Origin of the sequence: Chryseobacterium indologenes (assembly GCF_002025665.1) — a bacterium.
Classification (GTDB): domain Bacteria; phylum Bacteroidota; class Bacteroidia; order Flavobacteriales; family Weeksellaceae; genus Chryseobacterium; species Chryseobacterium metallicongregator.
In genome coordinates, this window is record NZ_CP018786.1 from 4,918,007 (window position 1) to 4,941,474 (window position 23,468).

At 35.9% G+C, this 23,468-nt stretch carries 23 protein-coding genes; 8 read left to right on the plus strand and 15 right to left on the minus strand.

Annotated features, from left to right (window positions below):
- Nucleotides 1-38: 38 nt before the first annotated feature.
- Nucleotides 39-1,034: an outer membrane protein assembly factor BamD gene (locus BUE84_RS22205; RefSeq protein WP_079243537.1), complete on the minus strand. Its 996-nt coding sequence runs from the start codon at nt 1,032-1,034 to the stop codon at nt 39-41.
- 103 nt (nt 1,035-1,137) lie between these two features.
- Nucleotides 1,138-1,767, minus strand: a complete 630-nt coding sequence (locus BUE84_RS22210) for a TetR/AcrR family transcriptional regulator (protein WP_034692722.1) — start codon at nt 1,765-1,767, stop codon at nt 1,138-1,140.
- A 96-nt stretch (nt 1,768-1,863) separates the two neighbouring features.
- Here BUE84_RS22210 and BUE84_RS22215 point away from each other — a divergent pair, with 96 nt between their 5' ends.
- From BUE84_RS22215 to BUE84_RS22230, 4 genes are all read left to right on the plus strand, one after another.
- The gene (locus tag BUE84_RS22215; protein ID WP_034692723.1) at nt 1,864-2,490 is read left to right on the plus strand and encodes a TatD family hydrolase; all 627 of its coding nucleotides are present in this window, start codon (nt 1,864-1,866) and stop codon (nt 2,488-2,490) included.
- A complete protein-coding gene (locus tag BUE84_RS22220; RefSeq protein ID WP_079243538.1) occupies nt 2,483-3,208 on the plus strand; it encodes a ThiF family adenylyltransferase in 726 nt (241 codons plus the stop codon). The genes BUE84_RS22215 and BUE84_RS22220 overlap by 8 nt, the downstream gene beginning before the upstream one ends.
- Nucleotides 3,209-3,309: 101 nt before the next feature.
- Nucleotides 3,310-3,681: a ribonuclease P protein component gene (rnpA, locus tag BUE84_RS22225; protein ID WP_034692725.1), complete on the plus strand. Its 372-nt coding sequence runs from the start codon at nt 3,310-3,312 to the stop codon at nt 3,679-3,681.
- Between the two features lie 224 nt (nt 3,682-3,905).
- Nucleotides 3,906-4,514, plus strand: coding sequence for a DUF4126 domain-containing protein (locus tag BUE84_RS22230; protein ID WP_079243539.1), 609 nt, complete (start codon nt 3,906-3,908; stop codon nt 4,512-4,514).
- Nucleotides 4,515-4,553: 39 nt separating this feature from the next.
- On the opposite strand, the gene BUE84_RS22235 is transcribed toward BUE84_RS22230, so the two are convergent.
- The 13 genes from BUE84_RS22235 to BUE84_RS22295 all read right to left on the minus strand — a co-directional run bounded on the left by BUE84_RS22235 (nt 4,554) and on the right by BUE84_RS22295 (nt 19,851).
- Nucleotides 4,554-6,551, minus strand: coding sequence for a hypothetical protein (locus BUE84_RS22235; RefSeq protein ID WP_079243540.1), 1,998 nt, complete (start codon nt 6,549-6,551; stop codon nt 4,554-4,556).
- A gap of 1 nt (nt 6,552) precedes the next feature.
- Nucleotides 6,553-7,104 (minus strand): LptE family protein, encoded by a 552-nt coding sequence (locus tag BUE84_RS22240; protein WP_079244013.1) that lies wholly within the window; start codon nt 7,102-7,104, stop codon nt 6,553-6,555.
- Entirely contained in the window at nt 7,094-7,798 is a 705-nt protein-coding gene (locus BUE84_RS22245; protein ID WP_079243541.1) for a hypothetical protein, read from the minus strand. Before BUE84_RS22245 ends, BUE84_RS22240 begins: the two co-directional genes overlap by 11 nt.
- A gap of 13 nt (nt 7,799-7,811) precedes the next feature.
- On the minus strand, nt 7,812-9,101 hold the full coding sequence (locus BUE84_RS22250; protein WP_079243542.1) for a sigma-54 interaction domain-containing protein: 1,290 nt from the start codon (nt 9,099-9,101) through the stop codon (nt 7,812-7,814).
- Between the two features lie 36 nt (nt 9,102-9,137).
- On the minus strand, nt 9,138-9,935 hold the full coding sequence (locus tag BUE84_RS22255) for a tetratricopeptide repeat protein (RefSeq protein ID WP_079243543.1): 798 nt from the start codon (nt 9,933-9,935) through the stop codon (nt 9,138-9,140).
- Nucleotides 9,907-10,425: a hypothetical protein gene (locus BUE84_RS22260; RefSeq protein WP_145953319.1), complete on the minus strand. Its 519-nt coding sequence runs from the start codon at nt 10,423-10,425 to the stop codon at nt 9,907-9,909. Before BUE84_RS22260 ends, BUE84_RS22255 begins: the two co-directional genes overlap by 29 nt.
- A 9-nt stretch (nt 10,426-10,434) precedes the next feature.
- On the minus strand, nt 10,435-11,871 hold the full coding sequence (miaB, locus tag BUE84_RS22265) for a tRNA (N6-isopentenyl adenosine(37)-C2)-methylthiotransferase MiaB (protein ID WP_079243545.1): 1,437 nt from the start codon (nt 11,869-11,871) through the stop codon (nt 10,435-10,437).
- A gap of 85 nt (nt 11,872-11,956) precedes the next feature.
- Nucleotides 11,957-12,736, minus strand: coding sequence for a hypothetical protein (locus BUE84_RS22270; protein WP_079243546.1), 780 nt, complete (start codon nt 12,734-12,736; stop codon nt 11,957-11,959).
- A gap of 174 nt (nt 12,737-12,910) precedes the next feature.
- Nucleotides 12,911-13,393: a hypothetical protein gene (locus tag BUE84_RS22275; RefSeq protein WP_079243547.1), complete on the minus strand. Its 483-nt coding sequence runs from the start codon at nt 13,391-13,393 to the stop codon at nt 12,911-12,913.
- A gap of 136 nt (nt 13,394-13,529) precedes the next feature.
- Nucleotides 13,530-15,263 carry a thiamine pyrophosphate-dependent enzyme gene (locus tag BUE84_RS22280; RefSeq protein ID WP_079244014.1) on the minus strand — a complete coding sequence of 578 codons (1,734 nt, stop codon included), beginning with the start codon at nt 15,261-15,263 and terminating at the stop codon, nt 13,530-13,532.
- A 222-nt stretch (nt 15,264-15,485) separates the two neighbouring features.
- Nucleotides 15,486-16,688: a diaminopimelate decarboxylase gene (gene lysA / locus BUE84_RS22285; RefSeq protein WP_185117002.1), complete on the minus strand. Its 1,203-nt coding sequence runs from the start codon at nt 16,686-16,688 to the stop codon at nt 15,486-15,488.
- A gap of 260 nt (nt 16,689-16,948) precedes the next feature.
- Entirely contained in the window at nt 16,949-18,172 is a 1,224-nt protein-coding gene (locus tag BUE84_RS22290; protein WP_079243549.1) for a PolC-type DNA polymerase III, read from the minus strand.
- Between the two features lie 152 nt (nt 18,173-18,324).
- A complete protein-coding gene (locus BUE84_RS22295; RefSeq protein ID WP_079243550.1) occupies nt 18,325-19,851 on the minus strand; it encodes a helicase HerA-like domain-containing protein in 1,527 nt (508 codons plus the stop codon).
- Nucleotides 19,852-19,991: 140 nt separating this feature from the next.
- Between BUE84_RS22295 and BUE84_RS22300 the strand changes: the two genes are divergently transcribed.
- The 4 genes from BUE84_RS22300 (at nt 19,992) to BUE84_RS22315 (ending at nt 23,373) form a co-directional block, all read left to right on the plus strand.
- On the plus strand, nt 19,992-21,053 hold the full coding sequence (locus BUE84_RS22300; protein WP_079243551.1) for a hypothetical protein: 1,062 nt from the start codon (nt 19,992-19,994) through the stop codon (nt 21,051-21,053).
- A gap of 215 nt (nt 21,054-21,268) precedes the next feature.
- Complete coding sequence (locus BUE84_RS22305) at nt 21,269-22,678, plus strand: MBL fold metallo-hydrolase (RefSeq protein ID WP_079243552.1); 1,410 nt, start codon at nt 21,269-21,271, stop codon at nt 22,676-22,678.
- Between the two features lie 4 nt (nt 22,679-22,682).
- Nucleotides 22,683-23,060 (plus strand): rhodanese-like domain-containing protein, encoded by a 378-nt coding sequence (locus BUE84_RS22310; RefSeq protein ID WP_079243553.1) that lies wholly within the window; start codon nt 22,683-22,685, stop codon nt 23,058-23,060.
- 13 nt (nt 23,061-23,073) lie between these two features.
- Nucleotides 23,074-23,373 carry a thioredoxin family protein gene (locus tag BUE84_RS22315; protein ID WP_034692844.1) on the plus strand — a complete coding sequence of 100 codons (300 nt, stop codon included), beginning with the start codon at nt 23,074-23,076 and terminating at the stop codon, nt 23,371-23,373.
- The last annotated feature ends 95 nt before the right edge of the window (nt 23,374-23,468 follow it).

Sequence of the window (23,468 nt, forward strand, 5' to 3'; positions counted from 1 at the left end):
AGAAAATTATTTTTATTTTAAGATGGCAAATTTACGAATTATCTTTGAATTTTGAAAGTCGCCGCAGGAGGAGGTGTCTTAAGTGCTGCACTGTCCCTCTGTAACTGCATTGCTTTCTTTTCATTACTGATTTGATCTTTGATTTGCTGTTCTGTTTTATCTTTATCTGCCAGTTTTTCAGCTTCTTTTTTCTGTTTCGCAGTTAAAGCCGCAATTCTGGCCTCAGTTAGTTTTTTAACTCCTACGAAATTCTGTTTTTCTTTTTCCAGCTTTTCTCTAAGATCAGTTGCCGTTTTAGAGTATTCTGTGTTAGGAAGCTCTTTTTCTACGAGTTTTGTATAAGTAAGTGCACTTTCAATACGTTCATCTTTCAGACCATATATAGATTTCATCGCCAGTTCATAACGTGATTTCATGATATAGTCATAGATTTTTGAACGAAGTTTTGTACTTGGAAAGTCTTCCAAAACATTTTCAAATGCAACATTGGCTGCTTTATACTCACCCATTTTGTAGTATTGTCTTCCGTTTTCATAAGCTTTAAATTCTAGCTTATAAGACAATTCATCAATTAACTGGCTGATATTTTTAGATCTTTCAGAGTTAGGATAATTGTTCAGGAACTCCTGAAGCTCATTGATAGCCAATTCTGTACTTGACTGATCCAGGTTATAATCCATAGACCCTTCATAGTAACATAATGCAGACATATAGGCTGCTTCTTCTGCTCTAGGATCTTTAGGAAAACTTACTGCGAAATTTTTAAACTGGTGACCCGCCAGCTTATAGCTTTTGTCATAATAGTTGGCATAAGCTGTGTTGAAACCTACGTTAGGAAAATCATCTGTTCCTGCCACAAGATTGGCAAGCCTGTCATAAAGAGCCAATGCATTTTTCCACTTTTTCTTAGCAAAATTATCATTAGCTGCTTTCAAGATAAATTCTTTATCAGCACTTCTCATTGCTCTTTCCTGCTGGCTTACGCAAGATGTAACCACCGCTACAGCAAAAAGACCTAAAATATATTTTTTCATATATAAAATTCAACAGTTTTCGGATTATACAGCCGATTTACTAATTTGCAAAAATATAACTTTTTTGCCAATAGATTTTTTTTTATGAATATTTAACGTAATTTTAGTCTGCAGCGTATCCCAAAATTGCAAAAACACTTAATAAAAGATTCATTCTCACCTTTTTCTCCGCTTCTTTTGCATAGGTTTCCTCATTTTTGCTCGGAACATAGAGCTCATAGAAATTTTTATTCCTGATGACAAATAAAGTGGATCCGATGATCATGGTAAGAATGTCTTCAGGTTTGGGAGTAAAAGTAAAAACGCCTGATGCAACTCCTTTCTTAATGACTTCATCCAGTTTTTTCACAAATAACTGATAGAAATCCAGCAGTTCATCTTTCAAGTTCTCTGTATGACGAAGTTCCTGGGTCACGAAACCATGAAAATAATTATACTTGAAAAGCTGAGAAACGATATATTTAATCATTTCCCGCAATTGCATTTCAGGTTTACCTTCTTTAATGGTATCTGCAAATTCTGAAAAATTTTCTCTTGTTTTCAGTACTCTGTACTGATAAAGATAGGACATCATTTTCTCTTTAGAACCGAAGTAGTAAGAGATCATGGCGACGTTGATATTTGCTTTAGAACAAATATCTCTTACAGAAGTTCCCTCATATCCTTTCTTGGCGATGAGCTCTTCTGCAATATCCAATATGTGAATCTGTTTTTCTGTAAATTTTTTTTTCATGAAGTGCACTTTGAGTAAAGTTAAGAAATTTTTAACACATTTATAAACGATCGTTTAATAATTTTAAATTAATTCTGAAAATACTTACTTTTGAATATGGATTTTTTTGATTTTCATCATCATAAGAAATATGTCAGAAACGGAATTTACAATATGAACATTGAGCAAATTCCGCCTGATTTCCCTTATTCTATTGGAATTCATCCCCAAGATATTGATGCTAATAATCTCGAACAACAGTTTTCATGGATGAAAAGTATGATGTTTCAAAATTGTTTTGCCATTGGTGAATGTGGTTTAGATTCTTTAGTTTCTATAGATCAGAAAATTCAGGAAGATGTTTTTTTAAGACAGATCAGGATCGCCAATGAAGTCAAAAAACCTATGATTATTCATTGTGTCAGAAAATTTTATGAGGTCATTTCTTTTAAAAAGAAAGCCGAACAACCTATGATCATTCATGGTTTTAATAAAAAACGTCAAATTGCTGAAGACCTTCTTGCCAATAATTTTTATCTGAGTTTTGGAAAAGCTGTTTTGTATAATTTATCTTTGCAGGATATTTTAAAAAACACTCCATTAGACAAATTCTTTTTAGAAACTGACAATGAAGATTTTAGCATCGAGGAATTGTATGATAAAGTTTCGGAAATAAAAGGTATTTCTTTGGAACAGCTCAATGAACAAATTTTAGAAAATTTACACTCAATAAAAAATGGATAAGTACTGGTTGGAAAGAACGGAACTTCTGGTAAAAGAAGAAGGCTTGGAAAAATTGAACAAAGCCACTGTTTTGGTTGTTGGTTTAGGCGGCGTAGGTTCTTTTGCAGCTGAATTTCTTGCAAGAGCCGGAGTTGGCAATATGACGATTGTGGATGGTGATACGGTAGATATTACTAATATCAACAGACAGTTACCTGCCTTACGTTCTACCGTAGGAAAACATAAAGTAGAAGTGGTTGCCGAAAGACTTTTAGATATTAATCCCGCTCTTAATTTAACCAAAATCAATGAGTTTCTAAATCCTGAAAGAATGGATGAAGTTCTGGATTCTGCAAAATTTGATTATGTATTGGATTGCATAGACAGCGTTACTCCAAAACTCTGTCTGATTATTGCTGCCAAAAGAAGAAGGATAAAAATTGTAAGTTCCATGGGTGCCGGTGGAAAAACCGATCCAAGCAAGGTAATGGTAAGAGACATCAGCAAAACTGAACACTGCCATCTGGCAAGACAGGTAAGAAAAAGGCTGAAAAAAGTAAAAATAGACAAAGGTGTCCGTTGTGTTTTTGCTAATGATATTCAGGATGAAGAAAGTTTGAAAATGACGGACGGAACTAACTATAAAAGATCTTTTTACGGAACAATAAGTTATATGCCTGCCATTTTCGGTTTGTATACTGCTTCAGAAGTGATTAATCATTTATTAAATCAGGATTAAAATATTCTCTCACAGATTTCACAGATATTTAAAACGATTTTCATGTCTTAATCTCTGAAATCTGTGGGAGAAAAATAAAAAAATATATTTACACTTCGTAAATGACAAATTCCAAATATCCCAGAGCGGAAAAGCTCAAAAAAAACACAGAGATCAGTTTGCTTTTTGAGAAAGGTAAATGGAGAACGAGCGGAAACCTGAGAATTATTATTCTAAAGGATAAACCCAACCTTTCTGTAGAAGCTGCAAGATTTGGAGTTTCTGTTTCTAAGAGATATTTTAAAAGAGCAGTACACAGGAATCGTATCAAAAGGTTACTGAGAGAATGCTATCGTCTGAATAAAGATCTTTTCAGGCAAGCCTTTGGAGAAAAAACTATGGCGATGCTTTTTTGGGTTTCTCCTGAGATGCCTCCGAAATTCCAGGATGTGGAAGCACAGTTTATCAAACTCTGTGAAGCGCAGAAAAAATAATTTTTCCTTAAAATAAAAAAATCTGTGAGACATTTTCTTGCAGATTTTTTTTCCCAAAGATCGCACAGATTTTCACAGATAAAATCTTCTTTTTACTTTCTGGCAAATCACAAATAGTAAAGTTCAAAACCTCGTACCCCGTATCTGGAACTCTAAAATCAACAACGCTCCAAATATCATATAGTTTTTGTATTTTTAGGAAAACAATAAATCTGAAAATTAATATGTTAGACAACGTTCCCTATTTTTCTTATATAATCAGTGCATTTATTGGGATTGGACTGGCAGCGGCTACAGGCTTCCGGGTATTTCTTCCTATGTTTATTGTAAGCCTTGCCTCTTATTTCAACTGGATTCCAATGAATGAGCATTTTGAATGGCTTGCTGGTCTTCCCACACTTATTACGACAGGAATAGCCACTATTATTGAGATATTGGCTTATTACATCCCTTTTGTTGACCATTTACTGGATACTGTTTCTATTCCTATGGCAACAGTGGCTGGCTCAATATTATTTGCAAGTCAGTTTGCGGATCTTGGAACTTTCCCACAATGGGCTTTGGCATTAATTGCCGGTGGGGGCACAGCAGCTACGATTAGCTCTGGATTTGCAGGAATAAGGGCTGCTTCTACGGCGACAACCGGAGGTTTAGGAAACTCGATGGTAGGAACAACAGAGACAGCCGGTGCGGGTATCATGTCTATTCTTGCAATGGCAGCTCCGGTAATAGCTGCCATATTTGCCCTTATTACCTTAATTGTTGTTATTGTATTTGGGCGCAAGGCCTGGAAAAAATTAAGAAGCACTAAAAGCAATTCTCAGAAGTTATAAAATAAAAAAGGTACTGTTCTAATCAGTACCTTTTTCTTTTTAATTTTTACTTCTGAAGTCCTTTATATCTTTAATCTTGGATTCAAAATATTCTTTTTTCTCAGGACTTTTTTTGATGAGTATTTCAAACGCTTTTATGGCCTTTGTATATAATTTCTGTTCAAAATAAAGATTAGCCAGTGTCTCTGTCATCAAATGCGAGATATCGTCATTCTTTTCTTTTACAACATAGGTACTTTCTTCTTTTAACTGACTGATTCTAGGATTGTTCTCAATAAAGCTCTCAATAGCTTTTTCTTTGATTTCTGATTTTTCCTTTTCAATCTCTTCTGTTCTGTCAATCTTAAGCCAGCTCTGCCATGTGTTGATAAAACCTGGAACATTGCTGTCTATGGATGATTGAGTCGTATTTTTCATAGTAACCTCCTGTACTTTTTCTACAGGTTCTTCTTTCTTTTCCTCCTGTTTTTCTTCAACCTTAAGAGTAGAAATATCAGTCCCAAAGAAGGAAACATTCATTACAGGCACATTTTCTTTTAAAGTCTCAGTATTAGCTTTTTCTTCTTCAACTGATTCAATGGGTTCAGAATGATTCTCTTCAATTTCTGATGTTTCTAATACTGGAGTAACTTTCTGCGTGGTTTCCGCAACAGTTTCGGAAGGACGTTCCTCTTCAATGATTACTTCAGGTTCTGTAACAAGAGTTACTTCCATTGCCGGAGCCGATACCTGTTCAGGCTTACTGATTAAAGAATCCGGCATATTGGATTCCACACTCATTGGTTTCCATGCAGGTTGTACTTCAGGAGCTTCTTCTATCTTTTCTTCAGTAACTTCAGGTTTAGTTTCCTCAACCACTGGCAACTGATTCTCAACAGTTTCTTCCTGTACCGGTTCTTCTTTTATTTCTTCAGGTTTTTCTTCACTTGTTGACCAGAAATGGAAGTTCTGAGTATCCGCGAAGCTAATTTCATGATCTTCAACTGTTTCAGGCTCTATTTCTTCTTCTTGCGGAACAAGTTTAGTTTCCTTCATTTTTTTCTCAACCTCTTCAATCAGGCGTCTCATTTCCTCCTCATGTTTATTGACATTCGGTTGGGAAATTTCAACGGTCTCCGTTATTTCTTCATTGTTGGCCTGAATCTTAACGTCCGGCATAAATGAATCTGTTCCATGGAAGCTCAGTTCAGCATCAACATCCTCTTCTGCAGACTGTTCTTCTCCGGAAGCAGGTATTGTTTCGCTATCTGTGACTTCTGCATTTATAGGTTTTCCCGCTAATGCTGCTTCAATATTTTCCTCAGACGGTAAAGTAGCGACTTCATGGAAGCTGATATTTTCCTCTTCTTCAATTTTTTCTTCCTCTTTTTCTGAAGAAATCTGATCTTCGTGAATGATAGTTTCCGGCGTAAACTCCTCTCCGTCATTCTCCTCAGCTTCAACTTGTACGGGTTCTATTTTCTCCTGAACCGGTTCTTCAACTATAGCCTCAGTTTTCTGGGTTACCAGAGTTCCGGATTCAAGAGTAGATTCAAGATCTATTATTTCAGAATTTTCTTCATCCAGGAAGTTTTCTTCTCCTTCAAATAAAATTCTGTTTCGTTCACCGTTTACGTAGATGTGCCTCACTTCATGTGAAGTTGGTAAAACACAAGTATTTTCTTTTTCCTCTGATGATTTTTCCAAGGAAACTTCCTCTTCTCTCCTGATGGGGAAGGATTGAGTCTTCGGTACCATTTGAGTAAGTTTTTCAATTGTTTTAGAAGATTTCTTCTCTTCCACAATTTCGGGTTTAGCCTCCTGTCTGATCTTTCCGTTGATCAGCTGATATAAAATCTTTTTATCAGTAGTATATGCAGCCGTTATAGAAAGCTCCTTCTGATAGTTTTCTTTTTCATACAGATGCACTCCATACAGATGAAGCGCCCTGATATTCTGAATATAAGGAAAAGTGTGAATCTCTTCTTTCAAAAGACCAAGGTCTTCTAATTGAATATTTTTCGGATTTTTTATTAATTCTAAAACTCTTGGATTCATCTTACCAATTCGCTACAATGTCGTTAAATATCTTATTAATAATTCTATCTGTTACCAGTTTTACCTGCTGGTCTTCGATCTGACTTAGGGATACATCACTGTTGAAAGCCGCTTCATCAGAATACGTTCTGTCAAAACTTGCATCCGGGTGGATTTTATTTTCATAATGTACCTTTACTGTAATCGTAAGTTTATTCTGTGCCTGCTGAATCACTCCTCCAGAAGGGTTGGTCTGGGTATTGGAACTGATGGTGGTGGGGGTAATGGAATAGTCAGTAATTTCTCCTTCTATCAGGATATCCGGATTTTCTTTTGTTCCTTTCAAAGTGGTTCTCTGAAGGAACCTGTTTTGTATTGCCGTAGAAAACTGCTGTGATAACGCAGGGTTTACAAGAGGTGCATTATTGGGAAATTCATTAATCTGAACTGTTTTCTCGTCCGTAAGAGATGATCCCGTAAAGCTGTAGCATGAATTTAAAACTCCCAGCAATGCAAAAAGCATTCCCGTTAACAGTGATTGTTTCAAGCCTATATTGTTAATTTTAAAATTCATTTTTAGATCCGATTTCAATAATTTCATCATACTCAATTTGTTGAATAGCATCTTCATAAGCAAAATAATTTGCGGTGTATAAGAATGGTAAGGTAAGAAAAATTCCTATCCCGCAGGCAACAATACCAATCTGGGACAAAATACCCACTACCAATGAGAAAAGAAAAATTGACAATAGATTTCCTTTGCTCATGATTTTTGAAATATTCCAGGCTTCTTTTACTTCTCTGATTCCTTTAAGGCTGATTAACGGAATGATATAAAAGCCTTTTAGTACAAAGTAATATATAGCTGCTATTATTAAAAATACATAAGGGAACACAAATAGTGCAACCATTGGGTTAGATTCATCCCTTCCGGAAATTGCACCTGATATACCCAGGACCGCAACTAAAGGAATGTAAAGCAGTAAAACGCCTCCAAAAACAATTAACTGCAGGATAAAATAAGGCATGAAATCTTTGAAATCAAAAATATCTCCAGGACTTGCCGGCTGATTTCTGTTCAGCCTTTGAAGGTATTTGTATAAATTACCCATTGCAAGCAGTCCGCAGAACGGAATAATAGACATCACAAAGCAAACTAAAAATGCTATAAAAATATTCCCGAAATCTTTCTTTAAAAGTTCGACCCCTTTGTTAATGTATTCTCCGAGCTTAAAATTGATCGGCTTAGGTGTTAAATTGACTTTCATTATTTATGCAGTGTTAATCTTCCAGGTTATATTGTTTTATTTTTCTGTATAAAGTTCTTTGTGAGATCCCCAACTCATCTGCAGCTCTGTTCCTACGTCCTTTATGTTTCTCTAAAGCCTTTATAATCAAGTCTTTTTCATTATTCTGAAGAGAAAGTGATTCTGGTCTGTTTTCCTCAATTTCGATATCTTCAATATCTTCATAGCTGTCATCAGGAGTAGAAATAATTGTTGGAGTCTGAACTGACGGAGTATCATTATTATTATCAAAATATAACAAAGATCCGGAGTTCACCTGCGGCTGACTTTCAGGAGTATAAATCCTGTTAATCAGATTTTTCTCATGGTTGCTCAGATCTGATGTGCCTCTGTTTTTGATCAGTTCCGAAGTTAAGGATTTTAAATCATTAATATCATTCCTCATATCGAATAGAATTTTATACATGATTTCTCTTTCACTTCCGAAATCGCTCTGTTTTGGAGTGCTTTGAGTATTGACAACCATTGGAAGATGTGTTTCCATAGGAATATACTCGGCAAGTTTCTCAGCGGTAATATTTCTGTTTCTTTCCACAACGGTCATCTGCTCTACTAAGTTTCTTAGCTGTCGGACGTTCCCCGGGAAAGAATAACTTTCTATGTAATGAACAGCACTTTGCTCCAGTTCCAGTTCCGGCATTCTGTATTTTTCTGCAAAGTCTATCGCAAATTTTCTGAATAACAAATGGATATCTCCTTTTCTTTCTCTTAAAGGCGGCATATCGATCTGAACGGTATTCAAACGGTAATACAAATCCTCACGGAATCTTCCGTCATGGATGGCTTTCATCATATTAACGTTGGTAGCAGCCACAATTCTCACATTGGTTTTCTGTACCTGTGAAGAACCTACTTTCATAAATTCACCACTTTCCAGCACTCTTAAAAGGCGAACCTGAGTTTGTAAAGGAAGTTCTCCTACCTCATCCAGAAAAATCGTTCCTCCGTCTGCTACTTCAAAATATCCTTTTCTTGTAGCTGTAGCCCCTGTAAAAGCTCCTTTTTCGTGTCCGAATAATTCGGAGTCTATAGTTCCTTCCGGAATTGCTCCACAGTTTACGACGATATAAGGCTGATGTTTTCTTCTGGATTCTGAATGAATGATTTTCGGAATAAATTCTTTCCCTACCCCACTTTCTCCAATCACAAGTACAGAGATATCTGTAGGTGCAACCTGGATAGATTTTTCGAGGGCACGATTGAGTGCAGGAAAGTTTCCGATAATTCCGAAACGGTTTTTTATGTTTTGTAGCTCGTTGCTCATAAGTAAATTTTTGATTATTGACTGAATGTTAATCTTCTACAGCTCTTCAATTTCTTTTCTGTAGACTTTGTTAAAGTGATGAGTGTAGACATCTTTCATGGTCTTCCCTTCATCATACGTTTGTAAGGCTAACATTTTTAAATCCAAATAATCTTTGTTTCTGATCTTAGAAACTTTACTTTTAAAGTATATATTCTCAGCAAAGTCGTACTCTTTGCTTTGTTTTTCAAAATTTTCCAGGGCTCTGTCATATCTTCCCAGCTCGAAATAGGTAACTCCCAGCTGATAATGATCAAACATTCCCTTCACATAACCTCTGGTAGCCAGAAGCCTTTCTATAATTCCAGCCGCTTTTTCTTTCTGTCCTAAAGCACTGTAGGACATAGCTCTTACTATGTCCAGATTATAGTCTCCGTTTTGAGATCTTCCTAAGTCTCCGGGCTCATATTTTTTTAAACCTTCTAAATCCTGAATTGCTCCTTTATAGTCTCTTAAGAACTGAAACTTCGTCCAACCTCTGTAACCAAGGTGCATTTTGGGGTCTAAAGCAACTGCTTTATCCATTAAAATTTTCCAGGTTACAAAATCTCCGTTTTTAAGATATGGAACTGCTTTTTCCATATAAGCATGGGAGAAATCGGGACACAATTCAATGGCTTTATCGAAACCTTCCTGAGATTCTGCAAACCCCTGTAAATCTGAAGCCCAGTTGTATAACTCACACGCTTTTTTGCAGTTCTCACCCTCTACTGCATTACAGTTGACCTGTGCAATAGTATTGGTGTAAACGATAAGTAACAAAAAGCTAAGGTAATACCTCTGAAACTTTTCCATTTTCAATTTTATAGGTTAAATACTGATAATAATCTACTTTTAAACCTTTTATCTCTTTCGGCATCCAGCCATTGAGTGATTTTGTAAACTGCAGCAGCTTATTTTCCAATTCTTCATCCAGTACAGAATCTTTCAGATCCGGGCTCATATGCTGTAATCTGAAGAGGCCTGTCTTTCCTTCACAATTTACTAAAAATCTCACGGTAATATAACCGCTGATCTTTTTTTCAGAATATATATTTTCTTTTTTAAGTTTTTCAGTGATCGCAATCTTTTCACCCTTATAGCTAAATTCCTTTGAACCCTGATAATACTGAAAACTGAAATTTCCCCATTTTTCTGAGCCACACTTCTTAAAATCAGCATTATCCAATTTCGCATCGAATTCGATATCTCCTACGGTTGCAGGATATTTTTTTATATTTTTTTCTGTCTGACAGGATACCAGGGCAAACGAAAACATTGCAAAAAGATAAACTGCTTTGATCACTGCTTAATTTTACTCTGCTGTTCTCCCTAAAAGTGTGCCCTGTGTGTTATCATGAACAAAAACGTTCACAATGTCACCTATGTTCTGTCCTTCCAGTTTATCAAAGACACATACGGCATTCTGAGAGTTTCTTCCTTTCCATTGGTTTTTATTCTTCTTGGAAATTCCTTCAATCAGAACTTCGTGTACTCTTCCGACATAAGATTTCATTCTCTGGTTTGAAAGCTCACCCTGAAGAGCAATAACCTCAGCAAGACGTCTTTGTTTCACATCAGCCGGAATATTATCTTCCATTTTTTTGTGAGCCGGTGTTCCCGGTCTTTCTGAGTAGGCAAACATATAACCGTAGTCATATTCTACTTCTTTCATCAGGCTTAAGGTATCCTGGTGATCTTCTTCAGATTCATTACAGAATCCAACGATCATATCCTGAGAGAATGCTACTTCCGGAACAATTTCCTTCGCTTTTCTGATCAGATCAAGGTATTCTTCACGGGTGTGCTGTCTGTTCATTGCTTCAAGCATATTATTGCTTCCACTTTGTACAGGAAGGTGAACATATTTACAGATGTTATTATGCTTTGCCATCATTTTGAATACATCCAGACTCATATCCTGAGGATTTGAAGTAGAAAATCTGATTCTCAGTTCCGGAACGGCTTTAGCCACTAAATCAAGAAGCTGAGCAAAATTAACGGCTGTTGCTTTCTGCATTTCAGAAGCTTTGGCAAAGTCTTTTTTAGGACCTCCTCCATACCAAAGGTAAGAGTCTACGTTTTGGCCTAAAAGGGTAATTTCTTTATATCCGTTATGGGCAAGATCTTTACATTCTTCAATAATAGAGTGTGGATCACGGCTTCTTTCTCTTCCTCTGGTAAAAGGAACTACACAGAATGTACACATATTATCGCAACCTCTGGTAATGGTAACAAATGCGGTAACTCCGTTTCCTCCTAAACGAACAGGATTGATATCTGCATAAGTTTCTTCTTTGGAAAGAATTACGTTAATCGCATCTCGTCCATCATCGGTTTCTTTTAAAAGATTGGGTAAGTCTCTGTAGGCATCTGGACCTACAACAAGATCAACCAGTTGTTCTTCTTCTAAGAACTTGGTTTTCAATCTTTCTGCCATACATCCCAGAACTCCTACCGTCATATTTGGTCTTTCTTTTTTCAGATTTTTGAACTGAGAAAGACGCATTCTTACGGTCTGTTCTGCTTTTTCACGGATGGAACATGTATTTAAAAGAATCAGGTCTGCTTCTTCAACTTTCATCGTTGTATTATAGCCCTGTTCATTAAGAATGGATGCAACAATTTCAGAGTCAGAGAAATTCATCTGACAACCATAGCTTTCTAAAAACAGTTTTTTAGAGTTCTCCGGTCTTTCTGCAATAGCAAAAGCTTCGCCCTGTTTTGTTTCGTCTATATATTTTTCCTGCACGATAATCGATTTAAGGTCCGCAATTTTAAATTACGAACAAATAAGTTTGCAAAGATACAAAATATTGTGACAGAATGTCAGGAGATTATCTGTATCTGTTATCATGGAAATTTTGATCCATTATTTTATCCTGATCTTCCAACTCTTTCTGAAGGTCAAATTGTTGAAAAATTGGTTGACTAATTTTAGCTCTAATTGGAATATTATTAAATGTAGCAGGATTCCATTTTCCTTTTATTCTAGACAGACTATTGATGATATCTTTCTTTTCATAGTCAAAAAAATCACCTTCAATCTTGAAATCCTCCATTTCGCCATTCTCATTGACAACAAATGTCAACAAAGCTCCTTTGTCCTCATTTTTCTTTATGAATCTTTCAAAAATGGACTTAACCTCAAATCCAAAAGCTTTTATTCCTTTTTTAAAAGTTGGGCCTTTCTTTTCGTTTTTACTTGGATCATCTTTGGAATTAACTAAATAAAAAGGATTTATTTCAATTTTGGCAATTGCTCCCACAAATTTCCCGTTCACTTTTGCCGGCATCCATTTTTTGAGATGGGGAATAATTTTACGGCTGAAATCAAATGCACATTTATTTTTTTGAATATCTACAGTGTCAAAATCTTTAACATAATGGATGGTTGAATTTTCATGCACAAGAATCTGTACATTATACCGTTCTTCACTTTTTTCACAAGGCAGCAATTTTTGTTCTTTAACAACCTTTACCATTTCCTTATTTAATTGATTCAACCCACCCGCATAAAAATCTTGGCCATAAGGATATTTATCCAAAACTTCATTTTGAGCAAAAATTAATTTTGTTATAAAGAAAGTGATGAGCAACAAAAATTTCTTAATCATGATTATAGGGTATTATTAATAGAACTGATTGTTATTTATTGTTGTAGAATCAGCTGAAACTCTTTTTTTTTTTTGATAATGGTTTCCATTTGATTTTTATTCTTTCCAGAGCTTATTTTATCCCTTTAATAAATACCTCCCTGCGTTTAAATTTTGAAAAGAAAACCTTTGCATCTAATCAATATCCACAGACATTGAAGAGAAGTTCATTTTAACTTTAATCTGGGAAGCTACAGGTTGCCCGCCACAAGATGCCGGAGTCCAGTTTTTCTTTATTCTTCTTACTACATATTGCATATCATCAAAAAAAACTTCACTATTCTGTACTTTGGGCATTCCTTTCACATCTACTACTTTTCCTTTAGCATCAAGCACTAAGGTAAATGTAAAATCACCTGTAAGAGCATAGAAATCAGAATTCAGGTATGCGTACATATATTTGTGTAGGATTTCTTTATAAGCCGCAACACCTCCTTCATAGGCTGCAGGTTTAAAATCATTACATTTTACAGCCACCTGCATAAAAGGTTCTTTGATATCTATTTTCAGAACATTTTTATTACTCTCCCTGATAAAAGAATCATCCCGTTCTTCCTGATCCTGTGCAAACGAAAAATTAACTGCACATAAAGCCAAAAATAAAAGTATTGCTCTCATAATTTTGTTTACAAATAATAAACAAAGGTAAATATTTAGCTTATTTATAAAAAACAAAACTTCACGCAAAGCATGAAGTTTTAGAGTTTAAATATTGTGAATTCAAAACAAGTTTTGAATTCACTGCTTTTTAATCTTATAGCAGACCTTTAATATGTTTATAATTGCTTTTTACGGTTTCAAAAACCTCATCCATTTTACCGCCAAGCATCAGCTGAGCCATAGATTTCGTCATTCCCATAATCTGGTCAAATTCAATCTTAGGAGGAAGAGCCAACGCATTAGGATTGGTGAAAATATTCAGAAGATAAGGTCCGTTGTGATCCAGACATTCTTTGATAGCATTTTCTACTTCTTCGGGATGATGAACATTCTTTCCGGGATAGCCCATTGCGTGTGCCACCATTGCAAAATCCGGGTTAATCATATCTGTTTCATTATCCGGCATTCCGCCAACTTCCATTTCCAGCTTTACCATTCCCAAGGTTCTGTTATTGAAAACAATTAATTTTATAGGGAGTTTATACTGAAAAATAGTGGCCATATCACCTAAAAGCATAGATAATCCTCCGTCTCCACACATGGCAATCACCTGTTTTCCAGGATGTGCTAAAGCAGCTCCGATAGCCATTGGCATTGCATTCGCCATTGATCCGTGATTGAATGAACCCAGCATTTTCCTTTCTCCGGTTCCTGTAATAAATCTTGCTCCCCAAACACAGCACATTCCGGTATCTACCGTAAAAATAGCATCATGTTTAGCAAGTTTGTTTAAAGTATGCGCCACATATTCCGGCTGAATAGCATTCTCTTTTCCAGAATCTTTGACATACTCCAATTGGTTTTCTTTCACTTTATCATAAAATGCCAGCTGCTCGTTCAGGAAATGAACATCAGTTTTTTCGTCAAGTAAAGGCAGTAAGGCTTTAATGGTTTCTTTGACATCTCCTGTAAGTCCCAACTCCAGTTTTGCTCTTCTTCCTAATCTTTCAGGACTTTCATCAATCTGAACGATTTTATTTTTTACAGGCATGAATTTCTGATAGGGAAAATCCGTCCCAAGAAGAATAACGAGATCAGCTTCGTGAATGGCGTGATACGCTGAAGGAAATCCTAACAATCCTGTAAGTCCCACTTCATTAGGGTTATTGGGCTGGATAGCCATTTTTCCTCTAAATGAATATCCTACGGGCGCTTTTAACAGATTAGACAAAGCAATCACTTCATCACGGGCTTCAGCAGCACCTATTCCACAATATAATGTTACTTTTTTGCTTTTATTTATAAGTCCCGATAAGCTTTTTAGTTCATTATCACATGGTCTTATCATAGGATTGGTTTTAAAGATTTGGGTGGAAGTAGAACCTTCTTCAGCATCCAGTTCAGAAACGTCTCCCGGAAGTCCTATCACAGCAACTCCTTTTTTGGAAATTGCATGTTGAATAGCAGTCTGTACCGTTCTTTGTACCTGCTCCGGCCGGGTAATCATCTGGTTGTAGTAGCTACAGTCATCAAAAAGTTTTATTGTGTTCGTTTCCTGAAAGTAATCCATTCCCATTTCATCACTGGGAATCGTGGAAGCAATCACCAACATGGGGACATGGGAACGATGTGCTTCATAAACTCCGTTAATCAAATGAACATGTCCTGGACCACAACTTCCGGCACACACTGCCAAACCATCAAGCTCAGCTTCTGCAGCAGCAGCATAAGCTCCTACTTCTTCATGCCTTACATGAATCCACTGAATATTGCTTTTTTTGACCGCAATATTCAAATGGTTGAGACTATCGCCGGTTACTGCATAAATTCTTTTCACATTGGCATTTTCGAGCATTTCAACAATCTGCTCTGCGATGTTTTTTGCCATAATTACTCTGTTTTGGTGGTTGTTTTTGGGTGAAAAATAGTAATTGAGAAAGATAATTCCCATCCTATCTCTATCAAATTTAGCTAATTAAATTTAAATTTTCCCGTTATTACCATGTTAAAACTTTGTGAATTTATGATGAAACCTTACAGATTGAATGTTTACTTTAAAACAAAACAGCCACCCAAAAAAGGCGGCTGTTTATATCATATGTTTCGGATTTTACATCACTATTTCTATCTGATTTCTCAACAGATCTTCAAATTCGTCTCTCTTACGGATAAGGTGTGCTTTTCCGTCTAAGAACAACACTTCAGCAGGTTTTAATCTTGAATTGAAGTTTGAACTCATTTCAAAACCATAAGCTCCTGCATTGTGGAAAGCAAGGATATCTCCTTCTCTCACTTCATTCAGTTTTCTGTCCCATGCGAATGTATCCGTTTCACAGATGTTTCCTACTACCGTGTAAATTCTTTCTGCTCCTTTCGGATTAGATAGGTTCTCAATCATATGGTAAGAATCATAGAACATTGGTCGGATCAGGTGATTAAATCCTGAATTCACACCAACAAAAACAGTAGCCGTCGTCTGCTTGATTACATTAGCTTTCACCAATAAATATCCGCTTTTCCCAACTAAGAATTTCCCGGGTTCAAACCATAATTCGAATTTCTTCCCTGTAGATTTTGAAAATTCAGAAATTACTTTTTCTACTTTTTTACCTAATGTTCTTACATCAGTTTCTTCTTCACTGTCCTGGTAAGGGATTTTGAAACCACTTCCCATATCCAGATATTTCAGGTTCGGAAAATGCTCAGAAAGCTCCAGCATAATCTCCAAAGCCTGAAGAAATACATCCGGATCCTTAATTTCGCTTCCTGTATGCATGTGAAGTCCTTCAACATTCAGGTTGGTACTTTTCATCACTCTTTCGATGTGACGAACCTGGTGAATGGAAATACCGAATTTACTGTCGATATGCCCTGTTGAAATCTTATAGTTACCGCCGGCAAAAATATGTGGGTTAATTCTTACTAAAATCGGATAAGTATTTCCGTATTTATTCCCGAATTGTTCAAGAATAGAAATGTTATCAATGTTAATATGAACTCCAAAAGTCATTGCTTCTTCTATTTCAGCCAGGTCAACACAATTGGGAGTAAACAATATCTTTTCTTTCGAAAATCCTGCCTTCAATCCTAGTTTAACTTCGTTAATAGATACACAATCCAAAGATGCACCCAGGTTCTTGACATATTTAAGAATATTGATATTCGTTAAAGCCTTCGCTGCGTAGAAGAACTTCGTATGTTTTAAAAATGAAGAGGTAAGTTTTTCGTATTGAACTTTGATGGACTCCGCATCATAAACATACACTGGTGTACCAAACTCATTGGCAATTTTTAATAATTCTTTTGAATTCATAATTTCATTTTAACATAAAAAAAGGCAGATTCTTCAGAAAAGAGCCTGCCACATTGATTATTTTTTATGCAAGACAACTCTTTTAAATATTCCAAACCTTAGAGAACTTTACAGCTCCCTTTTTTCCAGTTTTATTTTGTTTAAAATTTTGCATTGCTTGTATTTATTTTTTGCAAAAATACTATTTATTTTTTACTTTTTAAAAATTGATTTTACAAGTATTGTCTTCAGAAGACAACTTGTAACGTATAGACACTCTTTTACTTCGGTAACGGTAATGTCTCAAAATCCCCGCGAAGAAGCGCCAACTGCAATTCGTTATTCAGATCTGTGGAAGATAGCGGAAGATCAATTTTCAACTTAGCCAGCTTACTCAGTGTCTGAATCTGCGTAAACAGCTCATAGAATCCAAAGGAAACCACCTTCCCGTTTTCTATGATTAAAAATAACTTTTCTCCTAATTTTCTTCCAGGCCCAAGCCAAAGTTCATTTCTTTTTCTGAATTCAATTTTTTGTTTCAAAACAGAAAAATCTTTAAATTCTTCCTGAGAACCAATAAACTGAACAGCTTTTGTCCCCTGAGTAAATGATCTGAATTTCAAAACCGGTTTCTCAGTTTTATTAAGTTTATTTTTCTCAACCACATATTTATTATTCCTGAAATATAAGCCGAAAGGTAAAACTTCTTTCTTTTTAATATTCTTGGAATTCAGGATCAGTTTGGCAATAATATCTGTTCCGGTAAGCTCAAAATTAATCTGCTCAACATCTTTCTGAATCTGTTCCCATTTTTTTGATTTGGAATTGAATACTTTTTTCGAAAACTTGTTAATGTCCTGAACATAATCAGAGAACATGATACGCCCAGCTTCATCCTGAAAGTATACAAATCCCTTATCATTAGGAAGATCCTGGGTCAGTTCTTTGATCTTATTGATATACGTTTTGGCGTTAGACTCATCGTGCTGCTTCTGAATGATTTCATTTTCGGTATCTTTCGAAATCAGAAGTTTGAAAAGTTCTAAGGTAGCTCTTGCATCACCTTCCGCCCTGTGATGATTGGTCAAAGGAATACCCAATGATTTCACCAGTTTTCCCAACGAATAACTTACCTCATCTGGAATCAGTTTTTTCGCTAACGGAATTGTATCTAAAGTATTGATTTTAAAATCATAACCAAGCCTTTTGAATGACTGGCGAAGCATCCTGTAATCAAAATCAATATTATGCCCTACCAAAGTTGTATTTTGAGTAATTTCTATCACTCTTTTGGCAATTTCATGAAATTTTGGAGCAGTTTTGACCATTTTCGGGGTAATACTGGTCAGTTTTTGTACAAAAGGAGTAATATCACCTTCTGGGTTTACCAGAGATATAAACTGGTCTATAATTTTCTGACCGTCATATCTGTAAATGGCGATATCTATAATGCATTCATTTCTATAACCTGCACCATTACTTTCTATATCTATAATTGAATACATGAATGTGTGTTAACTGCTGTTTTTCTAGTTTAATATTTAAAACCGGTCTCTTATTCCCCAATAAAATACGGCCTTATTTTTCTTTGTTAAGTAAAGATAACCTGCTAAAATAACAAAAAATATATCAAAATACAGCAGGTTGTCTTTCAAAATTATCTTCTTCTGCCTCCCAAACCGAACATTCCGAGAATAGCTTTTGCTCCTTCTCTCATTAATGTAGAGGTAAAAGTACGGCCAGCTTTACTCTGCAATACCTGTTCAAACATTCCGGGTTCTTCCTTTACCGGTCTTGTCTTTTGTGTAGGTGACGGGTTTTGTGCAGCCTGTTCCATCCTGTTAGTAAGCATTTCGTAAGCAGATTCTCTGTCAATTGCCTGCTCATATTTTGCAACAAGTGCTGATCTTGAAGTCAGATCAGAAATTTCTGCCTCGTTCAAAACATCCATTCTTGATTCCGGAGAGATCAGATAAGTATGTACTAATGGGGTTGGAATTCCTTTTTCATCAAGAGCTGTAACAAATGCTTCTCCAATTCCTAAATTCTGGATCAGACTGGAAGCATTATAGTATTCTGTGGTAGGATAATTTTCAACGGCTTTGGTAATTTCTTTTTTATCTTTCGCGGTAAATCCTCTCAGTGCATGCTGTATTTTCAATCCTAATTGGGAAAGAACATTTTCAGGAACATCACCGGGAATCTGTGTAATAAAGTAGATCCCAACTCCTTTGGAACGGATCAGTTTCACCATTGTTTCGATCTGTGAAAGAAGCGCTTTCGAAGCTTCATCAAAAATCAGGTGGGCTTCATCAATGAATAATACCAATTTCGGCTTTCCGCTATCTCCTTCTTCCGGAAATGTCATATAAATTTCCGCAAAAAGAGAAAGCATAAACGTGGAGAAAAGCTGTGGCTTGTTCTGGATATCCGCCACTCTTAAGATATTAACTACTCCTTTTCCGTCTCTTGTTTCCAGTAAGTCATGAACATCAAAGCTTAATTCACCGAAAAATCCTGCTGCTCCCTGTTGCTCCAGGGCTACAATAGATCTTAAAATAGCTCCGAGAGACGCTGGGGCAATAGATCCGTAATTGGCCGCAAGCTCGGCTTTTCCTTGTGCGTTATCTGTCACATACTGCAATACTTTCTTCAAATCGTTAAGATCGATCAATGGAAGGCCTTTATCATCACAATATTTGAAGACAATAGACATGATGCTTTGCTGCGTATCATTCAATTCAAGGATTTTACTTAATAAAACAGGTCCGAATTCTGTAACAGTAGCTCTCAATTTTACACCTTTTCCTCCGGAAATGCTCATGAGTTCTACCGGAAAACCTTGCGGATTATAGGGAAGCTGTGTTTTGGCATATCTTTCTTCTATGATAGCATTCATCTGGCCGGCTTCTGCAATCCCGGAGAAATCTCCTTTAATATCAAGAACCAAAGAGGGAATTCCTGCATGAGAAAGCTGTTCTGCAAATACCTGTAATGTTTTTGTCTTTCCTGTTCCCGTAGCTCCGGCAATAAGACCGTGACGGTTTATGGTTTTCAGGGGAATGGTTACGTTCACTTCTGTGACTACTTCTCCGTCCAACATTCCTTTTCCTAATATTATATGCTCTCCTTTGGGAGTGTATCTAGTGTTAAGTTCTTCAATAAATTGTGTTTTGTCTGCCATTTGATCGCTTTTTTAACTTATAAATATAAAATTTTTTGTAAAAATTTGAGTAAATAAAATAATATTATTGATTAAATTATATTCTTAGTTCTCTAAATTTATTATTTAATTTAGCCTTGAGAACAACATATATACCATACATGATTTCATTAAAAAAAACTCTACTCATTATCTTCGCTTTTTACTCCTCCTTGTTCCTTTCTCAGAAAAGAAACGAACCTGTCAATTTACAGATTAAAGGCGATTACACACACCTTCCCACCTCAGTAACTTTCCCACTCTTATGGTCTGGTTTTCAAAGAGAAGAAATAACATCTTATGATGTACAAAATAAGCATATTGTGGTAAGTTATATACAACAACACAGTAAAAAAAGTAAAACGGTACTCACCTTATATATCTATCCTAAAAAATATGTAGACAACCAGCTTTTGAGAGATGAGTTTGCTATATATGAAACTGTTCTTAATCAAAACTCTAATAAAAGTGTAGATTTAAAACCTATGTTTGGAAATATATCCAATGATCAGGTAAAAGTACATTATATTTATTCCATATTTGATCATGCAATGGGTGAGCGTGATTTTTTCAAAGGCGTAAAATATACTCATAAGAAATCACTTCTTTCTATTTATGAATGTGGAGGATGGGGTTTTAAAATCAGAAGCTCAAGTGATGAAATGACCCATGATCAGCTGTCTGAACTCAAAACCAAAGCGGAGACTTATTTTGGTGTATTGGATATAGCTGCTAAAAAGCCTCTTCCTACCAGCCATACTCCGGATATCATCTTATCTCCAGTTCTCAAAAGAGATTCTATGATGACCAATGCTGTGATTGCTTCGGCGTATGCAAAAATAAAATGGCTGGGAGAAAATGCAGACAAAAAAGAACTTCTGACAGGCTTCAATGATATGAATATCGAGTCTGAAGTATATGCTATAGACAAAATGATAGAATTCTATAAAACCCATGAAAAAGACTGGCCGATGCAAGAAGACACTAAAAAATATTTTGATGAAATTATTAGATTAGCAGACAACGGAAAAATTAAAGATTACCTCTATGACAGGTACAACAGGCTGATCCATTATGATGAAGGAGAAGCTAAAAAAGATGAATATCTCCAATTCAAAACAGATAAAAACATTACGGAAAACACCAATGAAATCCTTTACAAAATATATTATAAGCTAGAGTAAACACGATATTCAAAAATTTTGTTCGATGGGAAGAACATGATATAAAACAGTATTCACTAATTGACATTATGTAAGGCATTCTTTTTGCTAAAAAAAAGAACACATACTAAACACACGTTTAACAAAGTATTGAAAGAAACTATCAATGGGATTTAACATTTCATTTAGAATTTATCTAATACTTCGTATCTTTAACTCATTAAAAAAAGACCCCAATGAAAATTGAACAAATATATACGGGCTGTCTGGCTCAGGGTGCCTATTATATTGTATCAGAGAATGAAGCTGTCATTATTGATCCTCTAAGAGAAGTAAAACCTTATCTGGATCGTCTGGAAAAAGACAATGTCACTTTAAAATATATTTTTGAAACTCACTTCCATGCAGATTTTGTATCAGGACATTTGGATTTAAGCAAAAAAACAGGTGCCCCTATTGTATACGGACCTACTGCTGCTCCTGAATTTGATGCCATCATTGCTGAAGACAATCAGATTTTTGAGATCGGGAAAGTGAAAATAAAGGTTATGCACACTCCTGGACATACGATGGAAAGCAGTACTTACCTTTTAATCGATGAAAATGGTGTTGAAACTGCAATTTTCACAGGCGACACCCTGTTTTTAGGAGATGTGGGAAGACCAGATCTTGCCCAGAAGGCGACTAACCTTACTCAGGAAGACCTTGCAGGAATTCTTTACGACAGTCTTCAGAACAAAATTATGCCGTTGGATGACAGTATCACAGTTTATCCAGCTCATGGAGCAGGATCTGCCTGTGGGAAGAATATGCAGAAGGAAACAGTAGACATTTTAGGAAATCAAAAGAAGACAAATTATGCACTTAATCAACCGGATAAAGAGTCTTTCATCAGAGAAGTTCTTGATGGTTTAACAGCTCCCCCGAAATATTTCGGAATGAATGTAGCTTTAAATAAAGGCGGCTATGAAAGTCTTGACGTTGTAATGAACAAAGGATTGCAGCCTGTTGCACCTGAAGATTTCGAAGTGCTGGCAGAGGAAACAGGAGCTTTAATTTTAGATACAAGAGGAGCTGCGGACTTCCATAAAGGATTTGTTCCAAACTCTATCAATATAGGACTGAAAGGAGATTTTGCCCCATGGGTAGGAACCCTTATTGTAGATGTAAAGCATCCTTTATTATTAGTTACTGATGAAGGGACTGAAGAGGAAGTGATCACAAGACTGAGCCGAGTAGGCTTTGATAATGTGATTGGTTACCTGAAAGGAAGTTTTGAAGCATGGAAAAATGCTGGTAAGGAAATTGACGAAGTTAAAAGAATTACTCCGTCTGAATTTGCAGAGCAGTTTACAGCAGACGCTACTGTAATTGATGTAAGAAAACTGACTGAATACTCTGCAGAACACATTGACAACGCTTACAACAAACCATTAGATACCATCAGCGACTGGGCACGTACCATTGATGACTCTGAACACTTCTTCCTTCACTGTGCCGGCGGATATAGAAGTATGATTGCAGCAAGCATTCTTAACTCACACGGAATCAGAAACTTTACTGAAATAGAAGGAGGATTTAACGGAATCAAAAAAACGGAAAAACTTCCAACTACAGATTTTGTATGTCAATCTAAGACCCTATAAGATCATGAAAATTCAGTTTTTTGGATTATTCTTAGCGTTAGCATTTACATTAAGTGCCTGTAAAACAAAGCCTACAGCTACAGGTCCTACAGCCAACATCAAAGAAGTAGTCAACAGTTCTGATGTACTATTGGTAGATGTCCGAATTCCAGAGCAATATACTGCAGGAACGGCAAAAAATGCTATCAATATTCCATTAGCAGATATTCAAAACAATATAGAAACTCTAAAAGGTAAGAAAGTTGTTGTGTTTTGCAATAAAGGAATCCAGGCAGATCAGGCAATGGAAATTCTGAAGAAAAATGGAGTGGAAGCTTATGACGGTACAACCTGGAAGAATGTAAAAGCGATCCAGGATGAAACAATCAAAGAAGCAAACTAATAAAACCAAAATTATGTCACAAAAATTTCAAGAAATAATAGATTCAGAAAGACCAGTACTTATCGATTTTTTTGCAACATGGTGTCAGCCTTGTAAAGTACAGTCTTCGGTATTAAATACAGTAAAGGAAAATATTGGCGAAGGAGCCAGAATTATAAAGGTAGATGTAGATCAATATCCTGCACTGGCAGCTCAGTATGGCGTGCGTGGAGTCCCTACACTGGCCATTTTCAAAAAAGGAGAAATGCTATGGAAGGAAAGTGGTGTTCATGATGTGAATACCCTCACACAACTTTTACAAGAATATGCTTAAACTGTGATTTTTCACAGTTTTTGCTTTTTATAATTCCCACAGATTTCCACAGATAATTATGCTTATTTTTCTTTATATAGAAATTAAAAATCTGT

What these genes read in the sequence shown, in the direction of transcription:
- BUE84_RS22205 (WP_079243537.1), bottom strand. Translation starts at nt 1,034, where the DNA reads ATGAAAAAATATATTTTAGGTCTTTTTGCTGTAGCGGTGGTTACATCT.
- BUE84_RS22210 (WP_034692722.1), bottom strand. Translation starts at nt 1,767, where the DNA reads ATGAAAAAAAAATTTACAGAAAAACAGATTCACATATTGGATATTGCA.
- BUE84_RS22215 (WP_034692723.1), top strand. Translation starts at nt 1,864, where the DNA reads ATGGATTTTTTTGATTTTCATCATCATAAGAAATATGTCAGAAACGGA.
- BUE84_RS22220 (WP_079243538.1), top strand. Translation starts at nt 2,483, where the DNA reads ATGGATAAGTACTGGTTGGAAAGAACGGAACTTCTGGTAAAAGAAGAA.
- rnpA (WP_034692725.1), top strand. Translation starts at nt 3,310, where the DNA reads ATGACAAATTCCAAATATCCCAGAGCGGAAAAGCTCAAAAAAAACACA.
- BUE84_RS22230 (WP_079243539.1), top strand. Translation starts at nt 3,906, where the DNA reads ATGTTAGACAACGTTCCCTATTTTTCTTATATAATCAGTGCATTTATT.
- BUE84_RS22235 (WP_079243540.1), bottom strand. Translation starts at nt 6,551, where the DNA reads ATGAATCCAAGAGTTTTAGAATTAATAAAAAATCCGAAAAATATTCAA.
- BUE84_RS22240 (WP_079244013.1), bottom strand. Translation starts at nt 7,104, where the DNA reads ATGAATTTTAAAATTAACAATATAGGCTTGAAACAATCACTGTTAACG.
- BUE84_RS22245 (WP_079243541.1), bottom strand. Translation starts at nt 7,798, where the DNA reads ATGAAAGTCAATTTAACACCTAAGCCGATCAATTTTAAGCTCGGAGAA.
- BUE84_RS22250 (WP_079243542.1), bottom strand. Translation starts at nt 9,101, where the DNA reads ATGAGCAACGAGCTACAAAACATAAAAAACCGTTTCGGAATTATCGGA.
- BUE84_RS22255 (WP_079243543.1), bottom strand. Translation starts at nt 9,935, where the DNA reads ATGGAAAAGTTTCAGAGGTATTACCTTAGCTTTTTGTTACTTATCGTT.
- BUE84_RS22270 (WP_079243546.1), bottom strand. Translation starts at nt 12,736, where the DNA reads ATGATTAAGAAATTTTTGTTGCTCATCACTTTCTTTATAACAAAATTA.
- BUE84_RS22275 (WP_079243547.1), bottom strand. Translation starts at nt 13,393, where the DNA reads ATGAGAGCAATACTTTTATTTTTGGCTTTATGTGCAGTTAATTTTTCG.
- BUE84_RS22280 (WP_079244014.1), bottom strand. Translation starts at nt 15,263, where the DNA reads ATGGCAAAAAACATCGCAGAGCAGATTGTTGAAATGCTCGAAAATGCC.
- lysA (WP_185117002.1), bottom strand. Translation starts at nt 16,688, where the DNA reads ATGAATTCAAAAGAATTATTAAAAATTGCCAATGAGTTTGGTACACCA.
- BUE84_RS22290 (WP_079243549.1), bottom strand. Translation starts at nt 18,172, where the DNA reads ATGTATTCAATTATAGATATAGAAAGTAATGGTGCAGGTTATAGAAAT.
- BUE84_RS22295 (WP_079243550.1), bottom strand. Translation starts at nt 19,851, where the DNA reads ATGGCAGACAAAACACAATTTATTGAAGAACTTAACACTAGATACACT.
- BUE84_RS22300 (WP_079243551.1), top strand. Translation starts at nt 19,992, where the DNA reads ATGATTTCATTAAAAAAAACTCTACTCATTATCTTCGCTTTTTACTCC.
- BUE84_RS22305 (WP_079243552.1), top strand. Translation starts at nt 21,269, where the DNA reads ATGAAAATTGAACAAATATATACGGGCTGTCTGGCTCAGGGTGCCTAT.
- BUE84_RS22310 (WP_079243553.1), top strand. Translation starts at nt 22,683, where the DNA reads ATGAAAATTCAGTTTTTTGGATTATTCTTAGCGTTAGCATTTACATTA.
- BUE84_RS22315 (WP_034692844.1), top strand. Translation starts at nt 23,074, where the DNA reads ATGTCACAAAAATTTCAAGAAATAATAGATTCAGAAAGACCAGTACTT.